At 46.8% G+C, this 26,264-nt stretch carries 25 protein-coding genes; 18 read left to right on the plus strand and 7 right to left on the minus strand.

Annotated features, from left to right (window positions below):
• Positions 1-7: 7 nt before the first annotated feature.
• Together L0M14_RS05425 and L0M14_RS05430 are read right to left on the minus strand one after the other, a co-directional pair.
• Complete coding sequence (locus tag L0M14_RS05425) at positions 8-1,198, minus strand: S-layer homology domain-containing protein (protein WP_235121191.1); 1,191 nt, start codon at positions 1,196-1,198, stop codon at positions 8-10.
• Positions 1,199-1,452: 254 nt separating this feature from the next.
• A complete protein-coding gene (locus tag L0M14_RS05430; protein WP_235121192.1) occupies positions 1,453-2,238 on the minus strand; it encodes a hypothetical protein in 786 nt (261 codons plus the stop codon).
• 164 nt (positions 2,239-2,402) lie between these two features.
• Here L0M14_RS05430 and L0M14_RS05435 point away from each other — a divergent pair, with 164 nt between their 5' ends.
• The 3 genes from L0M14_RS05435 (at position 2,403) to L0M14_RS05445 (ending at position 5,066) form a co-directional block, all read left to right on the plus strand.
• Positions 2,403-2,582: a hypothetical protein gene (locus tag L0M14_RS05435; RefSeq protein WP_235121193.1), complete on the plus strand. Its 180-nt coding sequence runs from the start codon at positions 2,403-2,405 to the stop codon at positions 2,580-2,582.
• A gap of 266 nt (positions 2,583-2,848) precedes the next feature.
• Positions 2,849-3,631, plus strand: a complete 783-nt coding sequence (locus tag L0M14_RS05440; RefSeq protein ID WP_235121194.1) for a nucleotidyltransferase domain-containing protein — start codon at positions 2,849-2,851, stop codon at positions 3,629-3,631.
• A gap of 16 nt (positions 3,632-3,647) precedes the next feature.
• The gene (locus L0M14_RS05445) at positions 3,648-5,066 is read left to right on the plus strand and encodes an RtcB family protein (protein WP_235121195.1); all 1,419 of its coding nucleotides are present in this window, start codon (positions 3,648-3,650) and stop codon (positions 5,064-5,066) included.
• Between the two features lie 84 nt (positions 5,067-5,150).
• Here the strand turns inward: L0M14_RS05445 and L0M14_RS05450 are convergent, their stop codons facing one another.
• On the minus strand, positions 5,151-5,909 hold the full coding sequence (locus tag L0M14_RS05450) for a ThiF family adenylyltransferase (protein ID WP_235121196.1): 759 nt from the start codon (positions 5,907-5,909) through the stop codon (positions 5,151-5,153).
• Complete coding sequence (locus L0M14_RS05455; RefSeq protein ID WP_235121197.1) at positions 5,906-6,517, minus strand: N-acyl amino acid synthase FeeM domain-containing protein; 612 nt, start codon at positions 6,515-6,517, stop codon at positions 5,906-5,908. The genes L0M14_RS05450 and L0M14_RS05455 overlap by 4 nt, the downstream gene beginning before the upstream one ends.
• Before the next feature lie 183 nt (positions 6,518-6,700).
• On the opposite strand from L0M14_RS05455, the gene L0M14_RS05460 reads away from it, so the two are divergent.
• The 3 genes from L0M14_RS05460 to L0M14_RS05470 all read left to right on the plus strand — a co-directional run bounded on the left by L0M14_RS05460 (position 6,701) and on the right by L0M14_RS05470 (position 9,204).
• The gene (locus L0M14_RS05460) at positions 6,701-7,915 is read left to right on the plus strand and encodes an HD-GYP domain-containing protein (protein WP_235121198.1); all 1,215 of its coding nucleotides are present in this window, start codon (positions 6,701-6,703) and stop codon (positions 7,913-7,915) included.
• A gap of 110 nt (positions 7,916-8,025) precedes the next feature.
• Positions 8,026-8,430, plus strand: a complete 405-nt coding sequence (locus tag L0M14_RS05465; protein WP_235121199.1) for a GNAT family N-acetyltransferase — start codon at positions 8,026-8,028, stop codon at positions 8,428-8,430.
• 540 nt (positions 8,431-8,970) lie between these two features.
• Complete coding sequence (locus tag L0M14_RS05470) at positions 8,971-9,204, plus strand: hypothetical protein (RefSeq protein WP_235121200.1); 234 nt, start codon at positions 8,971-8,973, stop codon at positions 9,202-9,204.
• Positions 9,205-9,581: 377 nt separating this feature from the next.
• Here L0M14_RS05470 and L0M14_RS05475 read toward each other — a convergent pair whose 3' ends face one another.
• Together L0M14_RS05475 and yhbH are read right to left on the minus strand one after the other, a co-directional pair.
• Positions 9,582-11,009 (minus strand): SpoVR family protein, encoded by a 1,428-nt coding sequence (locus L0M14_RS05475; protein WP_235121201.1) that lies wholly within the window; start codon positions 11,007-11,009, stop codon positions 9,582-9,584.
• Positions 11,006-12,163: a sporulation protein YhbH gene (gene yhbH / locus L0M14_RS05480; RefSeq protein ID WP_235121202.1), complete on the minus strand. Its 1,158-nt coding sequence runs from the start codon at positions 12,161-12,163 to the stop codon at positions 11,006-11,008. Before yhbH ends, L0M14_RS05475 begins: the two co-directional genes overlap by 4 nt.
• 243 nt (positions 12,164-12,406) lie before the next feature.
• Between yhbH and L0M14_RS05485 the strand changes: the two genes are divergently transcribed.
• Positions 12,407-13,132, plus strand: coding sequence for a Fic family protein (locus L0M14_RS05485; protein ID WP_235121203.1), 726 nt, complete (start codon positions 12,407-12,409; stop codon positions 13,130-13,132).
• 284 nt (positions 13,133-13,416) lie between these two features.
• Entirely contained in the window at positions 13,417-13,812 is a 396-nt protein-coding gene (locus L0M14_RS05490; RefSeq protein WP_235121204.1) for a hypothetical protein, read from the plus strand.
• Positions 13,813-13,935: 123 nt separating this feature from the next.
• Here L0M14_RS05490 and L0M14_RS05495 read toward each other — a convergent pair whose 3' ends face one another.
• Positions 13,936-14,304, minus strand: coding sequence for a VOC family protein (locus L0M14_RS05495; protein WP_235121205.1), 369 nt, complete (start codon positions 14,302-14,304; stop codon positions 13,936-13,938).
• 107 nt (positions 14,305-14,411) lie between these two features.
• Here L0M14_RS05495 and L0M14_RS05500 point away from each other — a divergent pair, with 107 nt between their 5' ends.
• The 10 genes from L0M14_RS05500 (at position 14,412) to L0M14_RS05545 (ending at position 26,263) form a co-directional block, all read left to right on the plus strand.
• A complete protein-coding gene (locus L0M14_RS05500; protein WP_235121206.1) occupies positions 14,412-15,125 on the plus strand; it encodes a TetR/AcrR family transcriptional regulator C-terminal domain-containing protein in 714 nt (237 codons plus the stop codon).
• Positions 15,126-15,354: 229 nt separating this feature from the next.
• Positions 15,355-16,032 carry a nicotinamide riboside transporter PnuC gene (pnuC, locus tag L0M14_RS05505; RefSeq protein WP_235121207.1) on the plus strand — a complete coding sequence of 226 codons (678 nt, stop codon included), beginning with the start codon at positions 15,355-15,357 and terminating at the stop codon, positions 16,030-16,032.
• The gene (locus L0M14_RS05510) at positions 16,029-17,039 is read left to right on the plus strand and encodes an AAA family ATPase (RefSeq protein WP_235121208.1); all 1,011 of its coding nucleotides are present in this window, start codon (positions 16,029-16,031) and stop codon (positions 17,037-17,039) included. The genes pnuC and L0M14_RS05510 overlap by 4 nt, the downstream gene beginning before the upstream one ends.
• Positions 17,040-17,071: 32 nt before the next feature.
• The gene (locus L0M14_RS05515; protein WP_235121209.1) at positions 17,072-17,962 is read left to right on the plus strand and encodes an NUDIX hydrolase; all 891 of its coding nucleotides are present in this window, start codon (positions 17,072-17,074) and stop codon (positions 17,960-17,962) included.
• A gap of 77 nt (positions 17,963-18,039) precedes the next feature.
• Complete coding sequence (locus tag L0M14_RS05520) at positions 18,040-18,294, plus strand: hypothetical protein (protein WP_235121210.1); 255 nt, start codon at positions 18,040-18,042, stop codon at positions 18,292-18,294.
• A complete protein-coding gene (locus L0M14_RS05525; RefSeq protein WP_235121211.1) occupies positions 18,291-19,832 on the plus strand; it encodes a choice-of-anchor I family protein in 1,542 nt (513 codons plus the stop codon). Before L0M14_RS05520 ends, L0M14_RS05525 begins: the two co-directional genes overlap by 4 nt.
• Positions 19,823-23,464 (plus strand): S-layer homology domain-containing protein, encoded by a 3,642-nt coding sequence (locus L0M14_RS05530; RefSeq protein ID WP_235121212.1) that lies wholly within the window; start codon positions 19,823-19,825, stop codon positions 23,462-23,464. Before L0M14_RS05525 ends, L0M14_RS05530 begins: the two co-directional genes overlap by 10 nt.
• A gap of 159 nt (positions 23,465-23,623) precedes the next feature.
• Positions 23,624-23,824 (plus strand): YajG family lipoprotein, encoded by a 201-nt coding sequence (locus L0M14_RS05535; RefSeq protein WP_235121213.1) that lies wholly within the window; start codon positions 23,624-23,626, stop codon positions 23,822-23,824.
• 2 nt (positions 23,825-23,826) lie between these two features.
• Positions 23,827-24,621 (plus strand): substrate-binding domain-containing protein, encoded by a 795-nt coding sequence (locus tag L0M14_RS05540; RefSeq protein WP_235121214.1) that lies wholly within the window; start codon positions 23,827-23,829, stop codon positions 24,619-24,621.
• A gap of 37 nt (positions 24,622-24,658) precedes the next feature.
• Positions 24,659-26,263, plus strand: coding sequence for a response regulator (locus L0M14_RS05545; RefSeq protein ID WP_235121215.1), 1,605 nt, complete (start codon positions 24,659-24,661; stop codon positions 26,261-26,263).
• Position 26,264: the final 1 nt, after the last annotated feature.

A 26,264-nucleotide genomic window follows, 5' to 3' on the forward strand; every position in this document is an offset into this window, starting at 1 on the left:
AAGGCTGCTACTCCGCATTGGCGGAAGTGCTGTCTTCGCTGCCTATCAGGCGGTCCAGAAGCGTCGCGATTTCAGCGCGGGAGATTGTCTTCTGAGGTGCGAAGTTTCCTTGATCGTCACCTTGAATCCAGCCTGCTTGTACAGCGGTCGCAACGTAAGGGCGAAGCTCGGCCGGAATGCTGTCTGCGTCTTTGAATTGCTCTGATAAGAGCTTATCGGCTGAATCCGCATCCAGTAAGCTTAAAGAGCTATCTTGCTTCAGCAGAACTTTGACTAAAGTGACCGCTACGTCCTCGCGCTTGGCTCCCTCAGCAGGCTGGAAGCTTCGTTTTCCGCTAGCGTCGGATTGAGAAGTAAAGAAGTCTTTGGAAGCTTCAATGGTTTCATAGGACCAACGATCATGTGGAACGTCTGTAAAGTCAGCACTGTCTGATCCGTTTGCACTTGTATTTGCATCGGAGCTGCTTTCCAGATGAAAGCTGCGAGTGATCATGGCAGCCAGCTCTTCTCTCGACACGGCATTATCAGGATTAAATTTATGATTGGAATCGCCTTGCAGAATTCCTTTGGCGACCAAATGTCGGATTGATGAGACGGCCCAGTGATTATGAATATCCGTCAAAGTATCACTTGAAGCATCATCAGCTGCTGCGTTGGAGCTTTCGGGATTCGTAGCGGTTGAATCAGGACGGTTACCAGGGGGCTGCTTCTTACCGCTGGAATCCGGTGCTCCGCCAATCCTATCGCCGAAGGCGTTATTCTCGATCTGCTGCTTCAACCGATCCGCCATACCCTCGAGCATCTGATCTGCTTGATCCTGCGTCATTGTGCCTGCAGTTACCTCGCTGTTCATCGATGCTGTTATAGCTGCTGTCAGCTTCTCCAGGTATTCATCTTCCGTAAGTCCGTAACCTTCAGCGATTTGCACCAGAGTTTTTCCTTCTTGCAGCGTTTCCATGAGTTCGCTTTGTTCAATGCCGAATAAAGTGGCAGTTTCCTTGAACAGATCACCGCCATGGAATCCCATGCCACCGCCTGGACCGCGTCCCTGATCACCCTGCTTCATCGTATCCGCCTGTACATTGGATTGCGCGTTCGTCTCGGCTGCAAAAGCTTGATTATGTATGGTGTACGAGGAGCCTAAGACGAATGAGGCAAGGATGGCGCTTGTCAGAACTTGTTTACTTAGTCTTTTCATTTTCATATACCGCCTTTATGTATGTATTGGGTTTTGGTTCATGCGTATATCGTAAGCATGTTGGCTGAATATGGTCTGAGGATTTCCTGAATAATGGATGAGAGGAAGTTGAAAATTTCCTGAATGTAAGCTTCGAAAGAGTCCATGAGCAGATGCGACTTTTGACGATCAAACGCAGCTTTTTGAGGGAGCAACAACTACCTACAACAAAAAACGCCTTTATTTCCTAGGAAATAAGGCGAATTGTCAACTATCTAATTCAATAGAGTTATCATTTGAAACACTTCTCTATGGTCTCCGGGAAGAGCTGCATCCGCCAATTTAAGCTGAGAAGACCCGTCTCCATCCAAGAACAATCCGTCAACCAGTTGTCCGTTCCCGACCTTTTCCTTAATGGCGTTGCGAAATTCATCCCCGGTACATGGAGTTGGCGCAACCACGAGATAGACTTGATTGCTCTTGTCGTAAACGATCCCCGAACGCATTCTCTTTTCGTCAATAACCGGCATTTCCTCAGAGACAGCTTGCTCGGCCCAATGTTCCTCATTTTGAAGTCCCATACTTACCCCGCCTTGGGCCCAATAACGGGAACGGTCTTTCACTTGCAGCTCTTCAGCTTTCTCCACAACTTGAACCGAGAAGGCTTGAGCGGCTTCATCCCATACGAGTGTCCCTCTTTTTCGATCTGTATTGAACCAGCCCGATCCATATTCACCCGGTTTGCCCTTTACGGGCTGGTCGCCCTCGACCGCTATGCTTAGCAGATACCCTTGCCAGAAGAAACCTCCGTTAATGCCGCTGACATCCAGATCGGTAATATTACTCGCAATCGCTTTAAGTCCAATGTGCTCGGGAGTCGTGCGTATCGTATGCAGTTCAACCTGATTGGAGGCGGTCTTTGTCTGGTATACGTAGGGAAGGGAATTCTTTTGATAAAAATGTGTTGCTAGAATGACTGTAAACATACAACTGGTGATCATAATGAAAGTTAGCAGAATAATTTGCTGCGGACGTACTTTTACAGTTTTAAAAATTTGCATGGCTGCACTCCTATTCCGGTAAAATCATGAATTGCTATGAGTCTATGAATCTATTGTAGAAAAAATAACTGCTAGATAATAGAAAATTTTTCCTTGCTAAAAGTTTCCAAACAATTTGGAGATATACTAGGGGACATAGACATGAATAGGGGGCTGGTTCCAGTATGCACATGTTACTTGATCATCAAATTCAGGATTTGCTCGATCACTTACACGATGAGGAAGATGAGCTTCTGAAGAGATTTGATTTTACTTTGGAGGGACGTCGGCTTTCAAAGGCTGAATCGCTTCAATTTATCCAGTTTATGAAAGAGCAGCTAAACAAGAAGGTTGGGTATAACTAATTTATCTTGTGAACCCCAATTGACACTATATAGGTATGGACACTATGATGAATGTAAATGAATGGAAAGGGGCTGGAGATCATGATGGTAATCCAATTTCAAGTATCGACAATCGCACAGGGGTGCTTATCATGGGTCCCGACCAGGCTAGGAACAATTCAAAGGACGGTATCTCCGCAAGGATGAAACGTTTCTGAATAATGTTACTTCTTACAGCCATGGACGAAGCCCGTCCGTGGCTTTTATTGTGTGAAGGAGGTACTGACATGAACGAATATAGACAACAAATTCAGGAGCAACTGCATCGGATCGAGCGTGAGGAGCAGGTACGCATCCTCTTCGCCTGCGAATCAGGCAGCAGAGCTTGGGGCTTCCCTTCTAAGGACAGCGATTATGATGTGAGATTCCTTTATGTGAGGCCGGTTGATTGGTACTTATCTATTTTCGAAAAGAGAGATGTGATTGAATACCCGATCAGCGATCAATTGGATATTAACGGATGGGATTTGAAGAAGGCACTCAATCTGTTCCGCAAATCGAATCCGCCGCTGCTTGAATGGCTGCAATCGCCGATTCATTATCTGGAGAAATTCTCAGTCACTCAGAAGATCAGAGAGATGTCTCCACTAACATTTTCGCCAAAGTCCTGCGTCTATCACTACCTGCATATGGCCAAAGGAAATTTTCGTGAGTATTTGCAGGGCGATCAGGTGAAAATCAAAAAATACTTTTATGTACTGCGTCCGATTCTGGCCTGTCAATGGGTCGAGACGAAAGGTACGATGCCGCCTATGGAGTTTGAGGTTCTGGTAGACGAATTGCTGCCCGAATCGAAGCTGAAGCAGGAAGTATATTCATTGCTAGAGAGAAAGAAGTCTGGCATTGAGCTGGACTACGAACCGAAAATTGTAGATCTGAATGAATACCTGGAGCGTCAGATTGCTTATTTTGAAGAAACCGCTAAACAAATCCCGGCCGCAGGAGAGAAGCAGGATGAAGCATTAGATGGCTTGTTCCGTGAGGCACTAAGGGAGGTTTGGGGGGAATAGAGAGGAACAAGTTCGAATGAATCAAGATTATTATAGAGAAGTGCAGCTTCCTTCCGGGGTTGTGCACGTGTATGCAGGTCCGGAGCTATTCCAGTCTTTGGATTATAAAGTGTTTGAAATGGCTAATAACAATTTGCAAATCCCGAATCAAGCTTATATGAGCTATACACCGGACGTTCATGTCGGAATAGGAACATGCATCGGAACGACAGCGGTGTGGAAGATGCAGAGTGGGTATGTATCTCCTTCGATTGTCGGCAGTGATATCGGATGCGGTATGAGAGTACACTTGACGAATTTGCACAAAGATGAATTGAGAGAGGTTAAGCTTCGCCGCAAGCTGGTAAAAGCGATCGAGAAATATGTGCCGGTGGAAGACCATGCACGTGGACATTTCTCCGATATTCGTTTGGAGCATGTCGTGACGAAAGGCTTGCATGGACTGCCGAAAAAATATGTGCCTGACGGGTATAGTCCCCGTAAGGCTACCTCCCTGACTCACGTCGAACGAAGCAGGTTTCATCTGGATGAGGACGCTTTGAATCTGTTCCCCGAACGGGTGTGGCACCGCGCGCATCGACAGTTGGGTACGCTTGGCAACGGGAACCACTTCGCTGAGATTCAATATGTAGAGATTGCGGAGGATCAGCGAAGCCTTGCAGAGGAATGGGGCCTCTTCGACGGTCAGGTAATCATCATGATCCACTCCGGATCACGCGCTTGGGGTGGTTCGGTGAGCCAGTACTGTACCAGCAACATGGTAAAAATGATGCACGCAGCTGGGCTAGGCACCGCTGACCCCAGACTGGCATTCGCACCCTTGGAGCATCCCGTTGCACAGTCTTATGTGAATTTGATGTACTCCGCTTTGAACTATGCCGTAGTGAACCGGCATTTGATAGCTTATGCGATTCGGGAAGCCTGCAGAGATGTATTTGGCTCTAAATTTGAAATGAAAACACTCTATGACCTCATGCACAACTATGCTTGTGAGGAGGAGCACGAGGGAGAGGCATTTTTTGTTCACCGCAAAGGAGCAACAAGAGCGCTGCCGGCAGGGCACACAGATAATCCTGACCCGTTCTTGTCTACAGGACATCCTGCGCTCATTCCAGGATCCATGGGAACCTCTTCGTACATCATGGTAGGTGCTGACGAAGGGAAGAACAACTTCTATTCCATTTGTCATGGTGCAGGGCGCATCCGTTCTCGCAGCGCTACTAAGCGGCTAGTCACATTGAAAGAGTTCTCTAGCGTACTTAGAGTCGGCGAAGACGATGAAATTGTCGTGAACCAGAAGTCCCTGGAAAGCATGATTGATGAATCGCCTCAAGCCTATAAGGATGTAGACCAAATCATTGAAAGTGTCGTTGGTGCAGGTCTTGCCCGCGTTGTAGCCAAATGCAAACCTATGGCGGCTGTAAAAGGGATCTAGTGAGCACCCAGATAGAAATGGTCAGGCAGGAGTTATTCTTGCCTGACCTTTGATTTATTGCCGGTGAAGCTAATCCGCTCTTATTTACTGCTCGAACTGCAGTTCGAACTTATCGGGAACCAGCAAGGGCTGCTTGCGATTTAATAGATGCAAGACGAGCTGAGAGACCAGCACGCCTGGGCCTAAGGCTTGTCCTACGCTGATGGTAGGAATCGTTCTGGATTGAATCCATCCGGCGATTTTCTCTTGTGTCGCATAGGAAGGAAGCGAGCTAGTGTAATTTCCGGCTGGAAATGTAAGATTCCTTACTTCTTCCGGAGAGAGGTCGCTTGGCAGCCCCAAATATTCCTCCAGCGTCATACCTGAAGGAGAGAAGGTAAGCACGGAGGTGCCAAATCCCAGTGCGACTGCAGTAATGATGTGCAGCTGCTCCTTTCTAGCGGCTTGATGAAGCATGAGCGAAACCGGGAACTCAAAATAATCAATGGCATCAATGACATAGTCCGCCCCTGTTAAAAAGGCTTGAATGTTGTCCGCAGTGACGCCGGATGTATACTCTTCGATGATCAGATTCGGATTAATTCGCAGCAGGTGATTTCTCAGCGCTTCTACCTTCGACATTCCAACCGTATCGTGAGCTGCGGCACACTGTCTGTTGATATTGGAAACATCAAAGACGTCGGGGTCGGCAAGCTTTACTTTGCCTATCCCCATTCTCACTAGAAGTTCAGCGGAAAATCCGCCAATACAGCCGCATCCCGCGATGGAGATGGTGCTTTTTTGCAAAGTAAGAATTTCTTCTTCGGTCATAATTCCGAGATTTCGGCTAAATTGTTCGTTCACGATTGCACGACCTCCAAGGGTTGATGAGTGTCATTCGTTAAATATTGGTGAAGCATGGGGCGGTGAGTTTCCAGAGTAGCCAAGCATTCTGCGAGATTTAACACGCATGGAATACTGGTAGAGCCCAAGTAAATTTTAGGTGCTCCTACCACCTTAAAAGGAAACTTGAACATGCGGTGCATATATTTGTACACTCTTTCATCGATACAGCAGATCCAATGAGTAACTCCAGTTACTTTGGAGTATTGCAGAACGGTTCGAATGAGACCCATTCCAACATCATGCTCAGGCAGTTTCGTGAAGGCGCTGATTTCCGCGTAACGAAGCCGATCCAAATTTTTAAGCTTGGCTTTTTCCAAGTCAAATAGAGAGAAGTACTTCATTGTGGGCAGCTCATCTAATTGGGTTAGAATAAGCCGGGTCACTCCGACAATCTTAGACTCTTTTGCAGCCTCTGCGACAAAATAAATAGAGTCAACTTCGTAAGGATCTTCTTCGTCTTCTTTAAAGAACCCGACCTCACGGTATCGAAGATGATGGAGACAGATGGCGCGTTCCCTCATTGGACCCGCAGCTTCATAGAAACGATAGCGATCAATTTCTGGCATGAGAGGTTTACTCCTTTTTAGATATTTTAGTAAATTTGTCGTTATTTAGATAATTCTGGGCTATGTGATACGAATTGTAACATTATTGGGTCGATTTTACTATAGAAATTTCCAAATTGATCGATTATGATGGTCAAAACTGTTACAATAAATATCAAATAACTTACGTGGGACGGTTTATATATGGATAATTCCGATCAAAGCAGACGTCTTCTGATGTCCTTTTACAGCATTCATCAAGACAAACTGAATAACAATATCGTACAGGTCGGTTTTATATTCCTAATGCTAAGCTTGGCTTGGAATTATGCCTTCCGAATTCTGAATGTTTCCTTATCCAGAGCGGATGTTGGAGCTTTATTGCTATGCACGGGTGTGTGTTTGGTCACTTATGTATTGATCAAATTTTCCAAGCTGCCAGTGGTGGTGCTGAAGCATATTACGCTGTGGTTTGTCTGTTTTGTTGTCGTTTCTTTATATTTTGGTTCAGGGTATAGGGAAGCATGGAGCTTTTTTCTCCTGATACCGATCGTATCTGCACTCTATGGCGATATAATTTCGCTGACGGTGTATTCGATTCTCGGACTCATCAGCATGGTTGCACTTGACTATTATTTTCCTCTGGTTCCCCGATCCACGTTCGACATCATCGATTTATCCAATCGTGTTCTTCTTTATATTATTTTGGCGACGTTTAGTCACATTTTGTATAAGAAGCTTCTAGGTCTTTATGTAAATCTAGTATCTATCGTTACAAAATCAGCGGATGAATCTCTTGAGCAAGTCGTGAAGACTTTTATTGTTTCGGTTGAGGCCAAAGATACGTATACGTTCGGTCATAGCGAGAGAGTCAGTGAGTATGCGGTAGAGCTTGCACGAAAATTGCCCGAATACCAGAATAATCCTAAAAAGCTGCATACGCTGAAAATGATGGGCTTACTCCACGACATTGGAAAAATTAACATTCCGGAGTCTATCCTCACCAAGCCTTCCAGACTTACGGATATGGAATACGAGATCATTAAGACACATACTGTTGTAGGAGCTAAAATGGTGGAGAAAATCTCCCTCTTAGGCCGATTAAAGGACGGGGTCTTGTATCATCATGAGAGGTGGGACGGGCTAGGGTACCCTAGCGGTATGAAAGGGGAAGAGATTCCGCTCGAAGCCAGAATTCTAGCGATAGCGGATGCATTTGATGCCATGACCTCCAATCGAGCTTACCGTGATGCGATGGCTCCGAGCCAAGCGTTCAGGCGCTTGTTGGAGGGGCGGGGGACCTGCTACGATCCCAGGCTCATCGATATCCTGACACCGCATCAGTTTTCGTGGATTAGCATTTGCAAGCAATCCAATAGTGAGGTCAGCGAGTTTGAAACGTTGATGACGCTGCAGTGATTGGAGCTATGTGCTGAAAGAATACATATATCTTTTCTTTACCTTGTATGAATCGGTATTAGAAGATATTGTTCAGGTATCTGTACAACGTAAGGAAGTGAACAAAAAATATGTTAGAGATTCGACAACTGAAACAGGAAGAGTTTGACTTTTTATTGGATATGCATTATGAATCTGTTCACATGGTAGAGGACAAGCCGACAAGAGAAGAGCTTCTAGGTACTCCCAGTATGAAAAAGTACCACGAGAACTGGGGGAAACGGGGAGACAGAGCGCTGGTCGCTGTTGACGGCGGTAAAGCAGTAGGTGCTGCATGGTATCGATTATTTAGTAAAGCCAATCCCGGTTATGGATATTTGGATGAAAACACGCCTGAGCTCGGCATTGCCATTCGACCGGATGGCCAGCAAAAGGGGGTTGGAACCTTGCTTATGAACCAACTGATTGAGCAAGCTCGAGCTGATGGGTATCCAGCACTCTCTTTGAGTGTAGATCCGGAAACGTTAGGGCTGTAAGGCTGTACGAAAAGCTTGGTTTTGAAGCTTGCGGGATGTCTGGTACTTCTGTAACTATGAAGCTAATCTTGTGAAAAGCTTGATTCAGTAATCATGCAGCGGCGGAGCTTGGCTATCGCTGCCGCTGCAACGTTTCCAGCACTGCCACCTTACTATTCCTTGACTTGATCGTGGTGATTTTTTTGTGCGGATAGATCAGGTGATTTGCGGGATTGCAGCTCTTTATCTACGGTCCGCTGAGATTTAGTAATTTTTGTTTTAGCCTTGGACACGGTGAATACCTCCTTTTTTCCTTGATGATCATAGCCTTGTTAATTTGTGTTGAAGGATGAAAAACATACGTGTAAGGGGAAAGATCGCAAAGAATTCATCCGAATTGCGGGTTTTGAATATGAGGGCTTCAGCCCAGTCGATGAGTTTGATTTTGATCCGGAAATCAGACAAAGGAATCTCGTCATTTCGAGTATGGCCTTTTCCAATGCATGAATGCAGCTTTGTCATTTGATATGCTATAATTCATACATAAAGGAGGCGAACTTCATGCAATTTAGTCTCAAAGCTCCAGACGGAACGGTTATTGATTCATACGTGAAAGATCACAAGGAATTCATCCGAATTGCAGGCTTGGAATATGAGGTCTTCAGCCCAGTCGATGAGTTTGATTTTGATCCGGAAATCAGACAAATGATAGAGAGTTCCGAGCAAGATCTAATCGAAGGAAGAGTGTTTTCCACAGAAGAGATGGTTGAAGCGATAAAGCGTGGTGAGCTCTAATTGACCGTACAGTGGACCGAAACCGCGCGAAATCGATTCCGACAAATCAAGAGCGAACATTTCAGTGAACAAGAAACGATTGAATATAAAATAAATTACTCCGGCGTGTCGAGCAAAAGGTTGTTCAAATGGGGACAACGATGCCCTCGCGTGAATATCTTGACACCTATTACTGTATGGTTGACAGTTATATTGTTTCTTATAAGGCTCTGGGCAAGGGAGAGCGGTACGTAATAACTTCATTCAAACATGGTGCGATGAAGCGCAATCTTAGATGAACGTGCCTATGAATGAGACCCGTAGTCAAGCACCAACACGAGTGCTCACCTACGGGTCTTCATTTATCTATTCATTAGTCAATCATTGTTTTCCTCGACTTACAAAAACCGCCGGTGATGCTTCTTCCCATCAAACGAGAACAGCACCGGTTTCTCCTCGACAACGGTATGCATGTGAACCGGCTTGCTCCAGAGCTTAAAGATGTAAGGGAGCGTGCGCTCCACATATTTGAGATCCAGCTCGATCCCCTCGTAGCAATGCTTCAAGTAAAGCTCGCCGCTCCGCTGGTAATCCCCATCCTCGACGACGATATAGGGGAAGCCTCCGTTCACGCGGGAGTACACTAACTGGTCGCGGATGTTTTCCCAGGTCTTATCGGTAATTTTCCATTCGGGACCCTTCTTCTCAAACACGTACAGATCCAGCTCTTCGGTCAGAGATTTATGCAAATAATTGCGGATAAAGGACGTATCCGACTCGTACTCGCGTACTTCAAACATTTTGCGGCGACCTTCTCCCGGCTTGCGGCCCAGCTTGCGGATTTCTTCCTCGGTCGGGTTATCCCAACGTTTTTCGATATCTTCAAAGATTTTTACGCCTAAGTAGTAAGGGTTCAGACTATTGCGCGACGGCACGACAACGGAGGAGTTGAGCTTGGAGTACTCGATGGTTTCTTCTTCGGTTAGATCCAGCTCGCGGAGGATGCGTTGGTGCCAGTACGAAGCCCAGCCTTCGTTCATGATCTTCGTCTCCAGCTGCGGCCAGAAGTAGAGCATCTCATCCCGCAGCATGGTCAGGATGTCGCGCTGCCAATCCTCCATATAAGGAGCGTGCTCCTCGATGAACAGAAGAATGTCCTTCTCAGGAGAGGGCGGGAAGCGTTTGGCTTCTTCCTTTTCTTCTGATTTCGGCTTCTCTCTGTCATCCAGCTCCCAGAGGTCTTCATAGCCGAACTTGCTTTCCTTACGTACGGAAGGTGCGTTGGCTTTGCCTTCCTGCTTGCTGCGGGATTGACGGTATGTAAGAGTCAGCACAGGGTCGATATGCTCCTGAATGGCGAGAACTGCGTCGATGAACTGCTCGACTTGATCTGTTCCGTGCTCGATTTCGTATTGGCGGATCCGTTCGGCAGTGGCGGACATGCTCTCGACCATATTGCGGTTCGTTTTGGAGAAACGCATATTGTTCTTGAAAAAGTCGCAGTGCGCCAGCACGTGAGCGACGATCAGCTTGTTTTGAATCAGGGAATTACCGTCAAGTAGAAAGGCATAGCAAGGGTCGGAGTTAATGACGAGCTCATAAATTTTACTCAAACCCAGGTCATATTGGGTTTTCATTCTGTGGAAATTTTTACCAAAGCTCCAATGGCTGTAGCGGGTAGGCATCCCGTAGGCTCCGATGGTGTAAATAATTTCAGCAGGACAGATCTCATAGCGCATGGGATAAAAATCCAAGCCGAAGCCTTTGGCGATTTCGGTGATTTCGTCGATCGCGTACTCAAGCTGGCGGATTTCGGAAGTACTCATGGGGAAGCCACTCCTTCCTGTTTGCTGAAAAAGGTCTTGAGCGCTTTGTAGACCTCACCCTTTTCCCGTATCACATAATGAAGAAACTTGGGGTCGTGGATATGGCGGAACGCTGACATGAGCGTACTGCTCCGATTGTATTGATTCACTTCACCATAGCCGAACATGTTGGAGCGTTCCATCAATTGGTTGATCAGCTTCACACAGCGCTCATTATCGGAAGTGAGATTATCGCCGTCGGAGAAGTGAAACGGATAAATATTAAATTGCGAAGGCGGGTACCGCTTGTCGATAATATCCAGAGCCGCCTGATACGCGGAGGAACAAATTGTACCGCCGCTCTCGCCCTTGGTGAAAAATTCCTCCTCAGTCACTTCCTTCGCTTCCGTGTGGTGTGCGATAAACACAATCTCTACATTCTCGTACTTGGTCCTTAGGAAGCGAGTCATCCAGAAAAAGAAGCTGCGTGCGATATACTTTTCAAAAGAACCCATACTCCCCGAGGTATCCATCATCGCAATAATCAATGCATTGGAATGAGGCTTCTCCACTTCCTCCCAAGTCTTAAACCGCAGGTCGTCCGGCGATATGCCATGGATACCCGGCTCTCCCGTCTTGGAATTGCGCCGCAAATTCTCAAGAATCGTCCGTTTCTTATCAATGTTGGACATGATTCCTTTCTTACGAATATCGTTAAAAAGCACCTCTGTCGTCGTCATGTTGCGCTTTTCTTTTTGTTTCAGATTCGGCAGCTCCAGCTCTGCGAACAGCAGCGTCTGCAGCTCCTCCATGCTCACTTCCGCCTCGTAGTAATCCTCACCGGCTTGATCGCCAGCGCCTTCACCTTTGCCCGGGCCCTGCGCAGGCTGCGGGTCTGTGCCCAGCACATCGCCGACTTGAGAATCTCCGTCGCCTTGGCCGACGTGCTTGCTTTTATTGTAGTTAAAGCGGAATCGATACTCATCGAGGCTTTTAATCGGAACCTTGACGACTTGTTTGCCGTTGGAGAGGACAATACTCTCATCGGTCACCAGGTCGGGGAGATTTTGTTTAATGGCATCTCGCACCTTCTGCTGGTGCCGGTTCTGATCCTGGTATCCTTTGCGGTGGAGAGACCAGTCCTCCTTGGAGACAATGAATAAAGGCTCTGTCATGCGGGACACCTCCTGAAACTTTTTGCTGGAAACAGTACTCTGTAAGCATAAACTGAGTATTCCGTAGGTAATATGAAAAGCAAAACGCGGAATGGATATAGCGAAAAAAAGCTTGTTACTAAATATATTCAGGTGTGCGGGGGATATGTGAATCAATAATCCGTAAATATTGGTTATGTTGGTTTGACAGTTCACTTTCGGCTATAATCAGAAGAGATATTATCGACAGTGGGGGGATCATATTTGTTTGAACAAATAGATAAAAAAAAGCAGGTTTTAGATCAGAAGAGGCCTTTTCCTCCCCATACATTAAAGAGCATCAGAGAGCATCTTATCGTAAATTGGACCTATCATTCCAACGCAATTGAAGGGAATACATTAACATTATCGGAAACAAAAGTAGCCCTTGAAGGAATAACAATTGGCGGAAAAACCATTCACGAACATTTGGAAGTTATTAATCATAAGGAAGCTATTGTTTATGTCGAAGAGATTGTGGGTAGACAGGAGCCCCTGTCTGAGTGGCAAATAAAAAGCATCCACAGATTAATTCTGAAAGGAATCCATGATGAAGACGCAGGCATTTACCGAAAGGAAAATGTACTCATCAGCGGTGCTAGACATATTCCTCCTGACGCAATGCAGGTTCCATCCCAGATGGAGCAGTTTATTGCTTGGTATCAGGCTGAAGGACAAAGGTTACATCCTGTTTCGAGGGCTGCTATGGTGCATAGTGATTTTGTGAAAATCCATCCGTTTATCGATGGTAATGGCAGGACAGCTCGCTTATTGCTAAACTTTGAATTAATGAAAAATGGATATCCACCCATTGTCATTGAAAAAGAAGAAAGAGCTAACTACTATTCAGCACTTGATGAAGCACATACTACAGGAGATAATGAACCATTTATTCATCTTGTTTCCTCCATTTTGAATCGAACATTTGATTTGTATTTGAAGTTAGTTTAGCTATAAGAAGTCTGCTTGGGCATACACGCTCAAGCAGACTTTTTTCTTATCACTAAGGTTTAGCTCGAGAAAGATGTCGAGTATGGTAGGGAAATCTATATGGCTGATCTAGAAGCTTTTGTAAAAGGTGAATATGGGGATGGCTTATCGGGTGGATAGAGACGCTTAAACCGATATTTTCCGAAAAGAGAGTTGATGAAACGTAAGACCTGAAAATAGGATTACGTCCCAATTGCTGGCGCATCATTCGGATTTCCTGTCATCGGACATTACATCAACTGCATTTGGCAATTCAAGGCGCATTTGATTTTGGCAACGGAGCGACGGCGCCTTTCTATTCGATCAACTTCTATTTTATTGCTGGTTACACGGATGGCGGATTTCCGTATGGAATTACGTGGGAAGAACATGAGACTCAGCAAGAACTTGAAAATAGGATCAATAAAGATGTAGGAGAGTTACGGATGAGTGACTTGAAGTTAACAGAACATCAATGGAAAGAGTTCGTTGAAACCTATGATATGTATATGGATGGCATCGAGTCTTTCTTGAATGCTGAGACTGGTGAACTTGTAACATTAAGAACATACGACATGGACGATGAGGATGAAGAGCTGAGCGAAATTATAGATGAAGGATTTAATGAAATTTATTTTCGTGAGGTTGAAATTGGTAAGTAACGGCGGTGGAATCGATCCATCGCTATTTTTGTTCGTGATGCCGCGCAGCACTAGAGGACCGATCCACAAAAAGACGATCCTCAATCATGCCGCCATAGACAGTGCGGAGAAGTTATTATACGACTATTCGTTAAAGGATGTTACCTCAAAAAGGATGCCGTCAAGCGCTGTAAAGTAGAGCGTATACCCGCCTCTCATCCACTTAGGCTCATGTTCGGATGCAACTCCGAAGGCTTGAAGCTTTTGGTGAAATTGATCCACTTCAGCTGCAGTGTCGACGTAAAAGCCTACATGGAAGTCCTTAGGATAACGATCGTAGTCTTCCAGGTTAGCCCTCATTTTGCTAAGAACTAAGGTAAATCCTTGTTCGTCATTCATGACGGCTATGGCATCCCCCTTTTGTTCTAAGAGCCTAAATTCAAATAAATGTTGAAAAAAAGCAATCGCTTCCGTTAGATCACGTACGCACAAGTTCAAATGATTAAGTTTCAAAACAAGATCACGCTCCTACCAAGTTTTAATCTAATGGTGTTAGAATAATCTAATGGCATTAGAATGTCAAGCCGTGTTATACTTCAAGTGAAATGAGGTGTGCGACTTTGGCGAGACGACGAAGGACTATTGAGCAGCAGGATGGGCGCGGTGATACGATGGGCTCGGGCTATATACCCCTTGATCGGGAACGGATCCTGGGAGCTGCGATTCAGTTGTTAAATGAAGTTGGACTCAAAGAGCTGAGCATGAGAAAAATCGCGGATCAGTTACAAGTAAAAACAGCATCGTTATACTATCATGTCAAGGACAAAGAAGAATTAATGCAGCTGCTGTCTGATCGAATATGCAAAGACATGGTATGGCCGGATTCATCATTGGGTTGGCAGGGACAAATCCTTCAATGGGCGGAGCAGTTCAGAAAGGTATTTCTCTCTTACAGAGATGCGGTAGAATTGTTCAACCAAACAATAGCGACGGGCCTGGAAAGATTGACTCAAATCGAGCATTTATATCAGCTTCTTACTAATGCGGGATTTCCGGATCGCTACGTCCCATGGGTTGCATCCATGCTAAAAAATTATGTGCTTGGTTTTGTAGCTGAGAATGCTCAGCTCATGGCGACTGCCAGCAGCCAATACGCATCGTATGAAGATATGAGCGAGCAGTATGACCAATTTTTCCGCCAGCTGCCGGAAGAGAGGTATCCGAATATAATTCGCCTAGCTTCGTATACAACAAAGACCGATTGGGAGAAAGAGTTTCAATTCGGGATGGACGTGCTTATAGGCGGTTTAACGGAAAAGTTTAAGAAGGAATAATGATAAACGGAATAGAGCATATAGTGGATGGAGCGCACTCCAATTCGTCGACAATGGACACTCAGACTACTGAATATGTTCATGTAGATGAAGGAGTGCTTTTTCCCCTTGCAGCCACAAAGAATATTTGTTATCCTTGATAGTAACAATGTGTTATTAACTAAATGGTACTAAGTGACAGAGTAGTATGTTATCTATCGGAGATTGAATAAAAGTGGGAGGGATGAACATGAACAAAACATGGGGTGGCTGGACTTTTTTTGAAATGGCTTGGCTTGTTTTATTTACCTTGGTGGCTGTGGGATTTACAGTTAGTTCTCACGACACTTTTCTTGGTTTTACGGTCTTTATTACCGGGGTGCTGTGTGTGGTGCTTGCGGCGAAAGGGAACCTGATGAGCTATGTGTTCGGGATGTACAATACGGTCGGCTATGCGTATTTAGCCTATGTCAATGGCCTATTTGGAGAGGTTATGCTGAATCTGCTTTTCTTCGTTCCTATGAACGTCGTTGGCTACTACATGTGGAAAAATAACCGTCATGATGGCAAGCTTTCCATGCGCCGGATGGAGCTTAAGGGAGTGCTCCTAGTGGCAGGGATCTGCGCAATAGGCAGCCTTCTGCTGGGAATCGGTTTATCTTTCGTGCCGGGGCAGAACTCGCCCTATATCGACGCAACAACTACGGTGTTATCGATCGTAGCCACATGGTTAATGGTCAAAAGGTTTAAGGAGCAGTGGCTGGTTTATATAGTCCTGAACCTGTTTACCGTGCTGCTGTGGGTAATTCGAACGCTGGAGGGCAGTGCTGAGGGACTGTTGATGATCGTCATGTGGAGCGCGTATCTGGTGAATGCGGTATACGGCTACTACAATTGGAGCAAAGGGGCAAGGGAGGTAGCGCTATGAAAAAGCTAGGCTTAACGCTGGGCAAGTTTGCCCCGCTGCATAAAGGGCATCAATTCATGATCGAGACGGCGCTGCAAGAGGTTGATGAATTGATTGTAGTGATCTACGAGACGACGGTCACCCGGGTTCCGCTTTCTATCCGGGCCAACTGGATTCGCAAGCTCTATCCGGCGGTCCGGGTGATCGAAGCCTGGGATGGACCGGATGGGTACTCGAACGACAGGGAGCATGAAATCCGGGAAGAGCAGTATATTCTAGGGCTGCTGAAGGGCGAGCAGGTGACGCATTTTTACTCCAGCGAGTTTTATGGAGAGCATATGAGCATCGCTTTAGGCGCTCTGGACCGGCGTGTGGATGAAGCACGTGAGCGGGTGCCGGTATCGGCTACCATGGTTCGTTCCGACCCCTACAAGTACCGCGAATTTGTAAGTGAAGTCGTCTATAGGGACTTAATAACGAAAGTGGTTTTCGTAGGGGCGATGTCGACGGGCAAATCGACGATCACTGAAGCGCTGGCGCAGCGGTACCACACTACCTTCGCTAGTGAGTATGGGCGCGATTATTGGACGGAGCATCAGGTTGATCGCAGGATCAGCTTTGAAGCGTTCGATGAAATCGCTGTGGGCCATATCGAGAGGGAAGAGAGGGCTTTGCTGGAAGCGAACCGGTATCTGTTTGTCGATACCAATGCGATTACGACCTATATGTTTGCTCTGGATTACCACGGCCGGGCACCGGAACGATTAACCCGAATCGCCCTGGAAAATGCGCAGCGTTACGATTTATTTTTTCTGTGCGACGATGATATTCCTTACGAAGATACGTGGGACCGCAGTGGGGACCAGAAGCGCCATATTTTTCACAAACAGATTATTGCTGATTTGAAAGATCGGCGGATTCCCTTTATTACGCTGCGGGGAAACTTGGAAGAAAGAATTCACAAAGTGGAAGAGGTATTGGCGAAGTTTGAACCTTACGGGAACTTTTTCGGGGAGTTAAAGGACTAGAGTAAAGAATGTGTGGAAAGGAGGCTTCGAAGGTGGAGATGCTGGATCGTGATGGACTCACGGAAAGGGAATTTTTGGGGGATTATCGGGCTGAGGATTACGAGCGTCCTTCGGTAGCGGCGGACATGGTCATTTTTACAGTGACGAACACAGAGGCGGACAGCTACCGCAAGCTTCCGGACAAAGAACTGCGAATTCTGCTCATTCGCCGGGGAGGTCACCCATTCTTGGGCAAGTGGGCGCTTCCAGGCGGTTTCGTGAGACCGGGGGAAACGACGGAGCAGGCTGCGGCAAGGGAACTCCGCGAAGAGACCGGTGTGGCCGAGGTTTATTTGGAGCAGCTGTACACCTTCAGCGATATAGGCCGCGACCCTCGTACCTGGGTGATGAGCTGCAGCTACATGGCCTTGATCAACAGCGACCAAGTACAGCTCAAAGCAGGGGATGACGCATCTGATGCAGCCTGGTTCAACGTAACCTATCGGCTGTTACGCGAACAGAAAGAGCATATCCAGGAGGGATATGTAAAAACACTGGAATATGAGCTAACGCTTAGCAGTGAAGCAGAAAAGCTTACTGCCGTTGTGAGGCGTACGGTGATGGTCACGCAGACCTCAACTAAAACAGATACCTCTATCATATCCAATGACGGATTCGCTTTTGATCATGCGAAGATCATCAGCTGCGCTATTGCACGTCTGCGTGGAAAGGTGAATGATAGTGATATTGCGCTGCATTTAATGCCGCGCCTGTTTACCTTAACGGAGCTGCAGCAGGTTTACGAGGTGATATTGGACAAAGAGCTGCTGAAAGCCGCCTTCCGTCGTAAAGTAACCGATCTTGTAGTGGAGACCGATCATTATACCGAAAATGCGGGACACCGGCCATCGCGGTTGTATCGGAGAAATTTACAATATCTTTAGACGCCCAATCATTTCCACTAACATTAGCAATCTACAATAGACGGACAGGTAGATTACTAAGATAGGGAGTGATTGAGGTGTATTCGTTCAAGCTGAAAAAATGGGTTTGCTTGCTGACCCTAGCAGACATGCTAGGAGGTGTGCTTTTAACCGGGACGACCGCGATAGCGTCTGCGGCAGAAGTCCCTGTGGCAGGTACGCCATATCAGGCCAATGGGGCTTACGACGTTACAGAACCGCACATAGTTAACAATCCAATGTTCGGTAAAGGGCTTGCATTCGCGTCAGGCACCTTTGTCGCCAATTCGCAGCTCTCAAGCCGGATACATTGAGTATCACGAAAATAGCTTCATACTCCGTTGGGCAAACCAATGCCGATGGAGGCGTAGCGGAGATTGTAAAATTTAATAAGGATAACGGTAAATTTTATTTGGTTAACGGCTCCGCTGAGCCGCCGACTTTGGACATCGTCTCCTTGCCCGCTAGCGGAGGGACCCTGACGAAAGACAAATCGATTGATATCTCTGCTCTTGTAGATTCAAACGAATTTGCATACGGAGATTTAACAAGTGTTGACATTAACACGGCTACGCATAGAATCGCCATCGTGGTTCAGGAACAAGATGCAAACAAGAACGGGAAGATTCTGCTGCTTGATTACGACGGCAAACCAGTAACATCCTTTGAGGCTGGGGTTCAACCGGATATGGTGAAGTTTACATCGGATGGACGCTACATTCTGACTGCCGACGAAGGAGAGCCTCGCACAGCTGGCATGGATCCGCAAGGCAGCGTGACGATCGTAGATACGTCAGATCAAACCGTCACTCACGTGAAATTCGATAAGCCCGAGCTGATTGATGATCTTGTTCATATTCGGGGAGCATCCGATTCGTCCGGTAACATTACGGGCAGCGGCTCAAAAGAGGAAGCAGTTACAGATCTGGAGCCTGAATATATCGCGTTGTCTGGCGATGAGTCCATCGCATACATCAGCTTGCAGGAGAATAATGCGATCGCCGCTATCCAGATTCCAACCAAAACATTGCTTTCTGTCAAAGGCCTTGGTTACAAGGATTTTAACAAACCAGGAAACTCTTTGGACTTGGTGAAGGATAGCACGATAAAGCTAGAAAATGTGCCGTTTTTCGGCATGTATATGCCCGATGGTATTGCTTCTTATTCGGTAGACGGTAAGAATTATGTATTTACGGCGAATGAAGGCGATGCAACGGATTGGCCTGGAAGAATGAACGGCACATCCATTGGAGATATAAAAGCTGGCTTAAATCCGGCTTCGGCTGCAGCCGCCTTCTTAAATGGCAAAACTGCGTATGACAAAACTGAAATCGCTGGAGACATGGGCACGGATAACGTCTATTTATACGGTGGAAGATCCTTCTCCATTTGGAACGCGGATACGATGGGGCAGGTTTACGACAGCGGCAACGATTTTGAAACAATAACCGCCGAGCGGCTTCCTGACAATTTCAACGCCAGTAACAGTAAGACCGCGATGGACGACCGCAGCGCCAAAAAGGGACCAGAACCGGAATACGTGTGCATTGGTAAAGTTGGAAACCGTGTATTTGCTTTTGTCGGTCTGGAGAGAATCGGCGGAGTTATGACCTATGATGTCACGGACGTCCAGCATCCGATTTTTGTCAGTTACATCAACACGCGTGAGTTTACACCTAAGAATAATTTGGCAACCGATACAGGACCTGAAGGTCTGGAATTTATTCCTGCTTCGGATAGTCCGAATGGATTTCCTCTGCTACTTGTTGCGAACGAGGTAGGGGCACTGTTTCGGTACTACAGCTTCATATGGACACACTTGCGCTTAAAGGGCCGTCTACCATGCACATAGGGGAGTCTACCGTCGTTGAAGCGACTTATGGTGGGTTGCAGCTCAACCCAAGCTCCGGCATTGTATTCACAAGCAGCGATCCAACCGTAGCTGAAATCGAAAGCTCATCAGGAGCCATCACGGCTAAAAAGGAAGGGCATACGGTTATTACCGCTGTTTATGGAGAATTAAGCGAGCATTACACGCTATCTGTTCAAAGCAGCACACTAAAATTGCAATTGCTGGCGATGAACGATTTGCATGGCAACATCGATAGTGTGTTTAACGAAAAAGATTCCGGGATCAATGAAGATCTGGATGGCGATAGCCTGAAAAATAAAGATTTTGGCGGTATGCAGTACATGGCTGCCTATATCAACGCCAAAAAAGCGGAGAATCCGAATACACTTGTTCTGCATTCTGGAGATATGATCGGAGCGAGCCCGCCGTTATCCGCCCTGTTTCACGACGAACCGACGATTGAGATCTTGAATGACATTGGCTTTGATGTCGGTGCCGTAGGGAACCATGAGTTCGACGAGGGGACAGCTGAGCTGATCCGTATGATTCAAGGCGGGGCCAACGTCGACGGAACAGGCTCACCGACCTACGCGGGGATGAAGTATCCGCTTCTGGGTGCGAACGTTAAGTTTAAAGCGACCCACGAGCATGCCCTTCCACCGTATGCAATAAAAGAAGTGGATGGTGTTAAGGTCGGCTTCATCGGTGTCGTTACGGAAGAAACGCCAAGCATCGTCATTCCGACGGGCATTCAGGACCTTGAGTTTACGGATGCGGTGGAAGCGGTCAACGAAGCAGCGTCCGAATTGAAGGCCCAAGGGGTTAAAACGATCATCGTATTAGCTCATATGAGTGCTGACCAAGGAACGGACGGTACTTACACAGGAGAGGCTGTGAATTTGGCCAACAAAGTTGATGATGAGGTCGATGTTATTTTCGCGGCACATAATCATAAACGGGTGAACACGACAATTGACGGCAAGTTGGTGGTATCTGCATGGGAATACAGCAAAGCCCTCATGGATGCCGATTTGGAAATTGACCGCACGACCGGCGATGTGGTTTCGAAGCAAGCAGAAGTCATTTATAACTTCCGTACCGTAACCCCCGTTGTTTCCGTTCAAGCGATTATTGATCAATATAAAATGAAAGCCGGTCCGAAGCTGCAGGCTGTCGTCGGCGAGAATGTGAATCCGATGACAAAAGACTATCCGGGCAAAGGCACCGGCAAAAACAGCGACTATCCACTAGGTAACCTGATCGCCGATGCGATGAAAGCTGAAATGCATGCAGACTTTGCCATGATGAATGGCGGCGGCGTTCGGGCAACACTTGATGCGGGGCCTATTACATGGGAAGAGCTGTTCTCGATTCAGCCTTTCAGCAACACGCTGATTAAAGTGGAAGTGACTGGAGCGGATTTGAGGCAAATCGTAGAAGCTCAGCTGGGCACGAACCCGCTCTATGGACCGGATTCACATGTTGGCGGATTCCGTTATACTTGGGCGCAGGTCGGCTCAAACCGTAAGGTGATTGATTTGACATTCCCTGACGGCACGCCGATTCCGGCTGACGGAGCTTATACGCTCGTCGTCAACAGCTTCATGTTTACGAGCAATGATGCTAGGTATGTGAAGATGCATACACTAGGCCAGCATTCCGTGCAAGGTCCGGAAGATTTGCAGGCGACCGTTAACTTTGTGAAACAGTACGAGGGTCCGATCAACTATGAATCGGAGGGCCGTATTCGTGAGGTCGAAGCTCCCGATGCAGGCACAAGCAACGCGGACCTTGCAGCGCTGACGGCGAGCTCAATTCAAGGCTCTCTTCCATTGAAGGTTTCGGCAGCAGATCAAACTGAATATTCGGCTAGTGTCGGTGCGAGCGTCAATAGTGTAACTGTAACTGCTGCAGCTTATGCGCCTCAGGCGACCATATGGATTGACGGAGAAGCTGGGAACAGCAAGCAAATTGAATTGCGCGAAGGGGCAAACACTGTCATAGTTCAAGTGACTGCTCCAGACGGCATCACTCAAAGACTGTACAAGGTGCTCATCACAAAAGCAGCTGCAGTGACGGTTGGAGACGATGTGATCACGCTGACGGACTCTCCGGTGAGCTTGATCGTCCCAAGCGGAGCAGCGAATAAGCATGTTCAAGTCACGACCGCAACCTATGGAGATACCAAACAAGCTGCTCTGCCGCTTGTAGAGATCAAGGCGAGCACAGCGATCGGAGATGTGACGGTATCGATTCCTGATGGTACACGGATATCGGCTCCTGCATCTTGGAGCGGTGCGATACAACTTCCGGTTATTCAAGCAAACAATACGGTAAGTGTCCATCATGGAAATGTGAATACCGTCATAGAAGTGGGCTCACCGGACGTATCCCTCACATTTGATAAAGCGGTACGAATTCTTATTCCGAATCAAGCGGGTAAAAAAGCCGGGTTTGTACGTGCGGGTCTGTTTACGCCGATTACGAATACAATTAGTGCAGATTCTGGGGCTGCTGCAGACAGCGAGATTTCGGCCGGAGGTGAAGCGGCAATCAACGTTGGCAGTGATCTGGTAATCTGGACAAAGCATTTTACCCAATTCGTGACGTATACGCCTGTCTCGGGCGGCAGTAGGTCGAGCAGCGGCGGCTCCAGCTCATCCGCAAGCTATCCTCATTCCGTATCAGCCCAAACAGGCGGTACCATTACGGATAGCGGCGTAACCATCGTCATACCTACCGATGCATGGAAATCGGACTTCGCCGTGAAAGTTGAAAAAGTGATAGACACAGCAGAATTGATGACAGACAGCACGGTCAAGCTAGTCAGCGATGTGTTTGAGATCAAAAAAGACCAGGAAGGCGATTTCCTCAAATCAGTAACGATCACTCTGCCTTTCGATAAATCAAAAGTAGATCCTACAAAATCGCAGGTGTCGATCTACGGGTATGACGAAACAGCTAAAAAATGGATTGAGTTGGATCAGCCTCAAGTCGATTCTAGTCAATCTGTCGTGACTGGTTCGGTCAAACATTTCACGAAATTCGCCGTTCTGGCGACGAAGAAACAGCAAGCTCCAGCACCAACCGCGGGTCCTAATCCAACTAACACTGCTGATTTCTCAGATATCCGAGGGCATTGGGCGGAGTCTGCGATCAAGGAGCTTGTGAATGATGGCGTCATCGACGGGTATCCAGGAGGAACATTCGCCCCTGAAAAAACGATAACCCGTGCCGAGTTTGCTTCCATGATTGTCAAAGCATACCAATTAAAAGCGAAGAGCGGTAAGGAATTTGCTGATACCACCGGCCACTGGGCCAAAGATGCTATTCATACGGCTGCAGCCTACGGAATTCTAACAGGTTACAGTGATACAACCTTTGGCCCTGACGACCTGATCACTCGCGAACAGATGGCGGCGATCATGGCGAGAGCAGCGAATGTGCCGCTTGCATCAGGGGAGCTATCCTTCACTGACAAAGAGGATATCTCCGATTGGGCACAAGCATCGGTTGCGGCTGCGGCATCCAAAGGCCTCCTTAGCGGCTACGAGGACGGCAGCTTCAAGCCTGCGGCACATGCATCACGCGCCGAAGCGGCAACGATTATTTGTAAAGCAATAAACAAATAAGCAACGAATCAAGAGGCTGGGCAAAGCTTGAATTTGCTCGGCCTCTTTGGCTTTTTTTTTAATAAAAATTCGATCCATTTCCTTATTCTGATGTATAATGCTCAAAGGAAAACAGCTTTAATTGTCGAATCATTTACAAAAAAATTAGGGGAGGGTGCTATGAAGATTCATAGATTCGTCTTCGCGGCATTATTTATCATATTTCTGATAGCGCTTACTGCATGCTCTACTAGCCCTATACCGGATCGGCCGCAGCTGACGGTCACTCCTGCAGCTACAGAAACCCCCGAGCCAGTAAAAAAAGGGAAGGAAATTGTGGTGGGTCTTACGCTGCAAAATCTGAACAATCCTTTTTCGTAGCCATGTCTAAAGGGGCAACTGCGGGCGCCATTCTTCATAATGCGGATGTTATCACGGTCAGTGCAGATGGAGACTTGGTAAAGCAAACCGAGCAAATAAAGGAATTTATCAAGAAAAAAGTAAGCGTCATTTTAGTAAATGCCGTGGATTCTGTAGGGATAGCAGAAGCGGTCAGTGAAGCTAGAGCAGCCGGCATTCCTGTTATCGCGGTTGATGTAGAAGCTCAGGGTGGCGTGAATACGGTTGTAACCTCCGACAATTATCTTGCAGGCAAATTAGCTGGGGAATATGTTGCGAAACGATTACAAGGTAAAGGAAATGTGGTCATCATCGACGGACCGCCTGTATCTGCGGTGACAGATCGGATCGCTGGTTTTAAAGCTGCCATTCAAGCTACTCCCGGAATTAAGATCGCAGCCAACAAGAATGGCTATGGAAGCAAAGAAGCGACGGCCAAAGTCATGGAGGCACTGCTGCAGGACAAAGAGGTTGGTGCGATTGATGCCGTATTTGCAACCAACGATCCTTCAGGTGTTGGAGCGAATATCGCCGTAGAACAGGCAGGACGAGACAAGCATATCTTCATTGTGGGAGTAGACGGTGCGCCTGATGCCGTTAAAGCTTTGATGGAAAAGAAGAGCTTCGCCGCGACTTCCGCGCAATATCCGTTTGAAATGATTAAGCTGGCGATGGATGAAGGCTTTAAAGTTCTGAGAGGCGACAAAATTGAACCGTTAATCAAGATCCCGGTTGATTTGATTACGCAAGACAACGTAGAAACCTACAAAGGCTGGTAATGCTGCAGCTAATTCCCTCAGTATGGTGGTGCTCAAAATGTACAAGATTATCATAGCGGATGATGAAGACATTGTAAGAGAAGGAATACGGGACAGCTTGAATTGGAGTGAGCTGGGCTTCGAGGTGATGGGGACTTATGAGAACGGCCGTGAGGTGCTGCAGGCTGTTGATCAAGCTCCGCCCGATGTCGTGCTAACCGATATTAACATGCCTCTGATGGACGGGCTGGAGGTAACACGCTATTTGTTTGAACATTATCCTCAAACCAAAGTGATTATTTTAACAGGGTATGATGAATTCGAGTATGCCCAGCAGGCTGTAAAGCTGAAGGTTCACGATTACATCCTTAAGCCGAACACCGCGGAGGAATTGCGTCAAATTTTACGTAAGGTCAAGGCGGAGCTAGATGAAGAGAACCATCAGTTGGAGGATCTCAGCAAGCTAAAGCAGCAGCTAAGGGAAAGCTTGCCGCTTGTCAGAGAGCGGTTTCTGAATCAATGGGTAAATGGGGATGTGTGCGAAAGTGAGCTCAAAGACAAGCTCTCTTTTTTAAATATCCAAATACCTGGAAGTCATTTCATGGTGGCTGTTATCGATGTAGATGATCATGGAGAGCTGCAGCTATTTTATCCGGAGAACGAAAACGAACTGCTTTATTTTGCTGTGTGCAATATTGCAGGTGAACTTATTTCCAAGCATAACAACGGGATTGTATTCCAAAACCATAACGATCAAACGGTTATCATTCTATTTGGCGATCAGGCAGAAACGCTGAGCAGAGATGCATTAGCCGTACTGGAGGAAATTAATCAATCCGTATCGTCATATCTCAAATTTACTATTTCCATTGGTGTGGGGGATATTTGCCACTCGTTAGCAGCTATCCACCATTCGCATAGAAGGGCGACTGCTGCACTGGAATACCGATTCTTCCTGGGGAAAAATCGAATCATTCCTATTGGCGACGTGGAAGGGCAAATGAACGAGGGGGTGCCCTACGAGCGGTACTGGGAACGAAAGCTGATTACAGGCTTGAAATCAGGGACCCCGCATGAAATTGAAGAGATGGTTGAGCGAGTGATCAGCAACCTCAAGGAATCCTATCATTCAATGGAACGCTGTTATATTCATATTCAGCAAATAATCGTATCGATATGGGATATGCTGGAGGAGCTTGAGATCCACGAATCGCATCAGCATGAGGCATCAAGTCCTTTGACGGATATATACCGGTTAAAAACGATTGATGAGATTGCGAGCTGGCTCAAAGCATACTGCTTGCATACATCGGGTGTTATCGCTGAGACCAGAAACAATTCTTATAAGCTGCAGGCGGTAAGAGCGGAAGAGTATATCCAAGCACATTATGCGGATTCCGATATCTCGATGGACACGGTTTGTAAGTATTTGGCCTTGAGTACGAGCTATTTTAGTCTTATTTTTAAAAATCACACCGGTGAAACGTTCATCAGCTATCTAACTCGAATTCGTGTTGAAAAAGCGAAGGAACTTCTTAAATGCACGGATCTCAAAACGTATGAAATCGCAGATCGGATTGGCTATGCCGACCCGCATTATTTTAATTTGATTTTTAAGAAAGCAACGGGAATGACTCCGACTGTATTTCGCAAAATGCTATAAG

The organism is Paenibacillus hexagrammi, assembly GCF_021513275.1.
Lineage (GTDB): Bacteria > Bacillota > Bacilli > Paenibacillales > NBRC-103111 > Paenibacillus_E > Paenibacillus_E hexagrammi.

Excerpts from the sequence above, each read along its gene's own strand:
- L0M14_RS05425 (WP_235121191.1), bottom strand. The coding sequence starts at position 1,198 with ATGAAAAGACTAAGTAAACAAGTTCTGACAAGCGCCATCCTTGCCTCA.
- L0M14_RS05445 (WP_235121195.1), top strand. The coding sequence starts at position 3,648 with ATGAATCAAGATTATTATAGAGAAGTGCAGCTTCCTTCCGGGGTTGTG.
- L0M14_RS05430 (WP_235121192.1), bottom strand. The coding sequence starts at position 2,238 with ATGCAAATTTTTAAAACTGTAAAAGTACGTCCGCAGCAAATTATTCTG.
- L0M14_RS05470 (WP_235121200.1), top strand. The coding sequence starts at position 8,971 with ATGCAATTTAGTCTCAAAGCTCCAGACGGAACGGTTATTGATTCATAC.
- L0M14_RS05460 (WP_235121198.1), top strand. The coding sequence starts at position 6,701 with ATGGATAATTCCGATCAAAGCAGACGTCTTCTGATGTCCTTTTACAGC.
- L0M14_RS05440 (WP_235121194.1), top strand. The coding sequence starts at position 2,849 with ATGAACGAATATAGACAACAAATTCAGGAGCAACTGCATCGGATCGAG.
- L0M14_RS05465 (WP_235121199.1), top strand. The coding sequence starts at position 8,026 with ATGTTAGAGATTCGACAACTGAAACAGGAAGAGTTTGACTTTTTATTG.
- L0M14_RS05545 (WP_235121215.1), top strand. The coding sequence starts at position 24,659 with ATGTACAAGATTATCATAGCGGATGATGAAGACATTGTAAGAGAAGGA.
- L0M14_RS05535 (WP_235121213.1), top strand. The coding sequence starts at position 23,624 with ATGAAGATTCATAGATTCGTCTTCGCGGCATTATTTATCATATTTCTG.
- pnuC (WP_235121207.1), top strand. The coding sequence starts at position 15,355 with ATGAACAAAACATGGGGTGGCTGGACTTTTTTTGAAATGGCTTGGCTT.
- L0M14_RS05475 (WP_235121201.1), bottom strand. The coding sequence starts at position 11,009 with ATGAGTACTTCCGAAATCCGCCAGCTTGAGTACGCGATCGACGAAATC.
- L0M14_RS05455 (WP_235121197.1), bottom strand. The coding sequence starts at position 6,517 with ATGCCAGAAATTGATCGCTATCGTTTCTATGAAGCTGCGGGTCCAATG.
- L0M14_RS05530 (WP_235121212.1), top strand. The coding sequence starts at position 19,823 with ATGCACATAGGGGAGTCTACCGTCGTTGAAGCGACTTATGGTGGGTTG.
- L0M14_RS05540 (WP_235121214.1), top strand. The coding sequence starts at position 23,827 with ATGTCTAAAGGGGCAACTGCGGGCGCCATTCTTCATAATGCGGATGTT.
- L0M14_RS05510 (WP_235121208.1), top strand. The coding sequence starts at position 16,029 with ATGAAAAAGCTAGGCTTAACGCTGGGCAAGTTTGCCCCGCTGCATAAA.
- L0M14_RS05435 (WP_235121193.1), top strand. The coding sequence starts at position 2,403 with ATGCACATGTTACTTGATCATCAAATTCAGGATTTGCTCGATCACTTA.
- yhbH (WP_235121202.1), bottom strand. The coding sequence starts at position 12,163 with ATGACAGAGCCTTTATTCATTGTCTCCAAGGAGGACTGGTCTCTCCAC.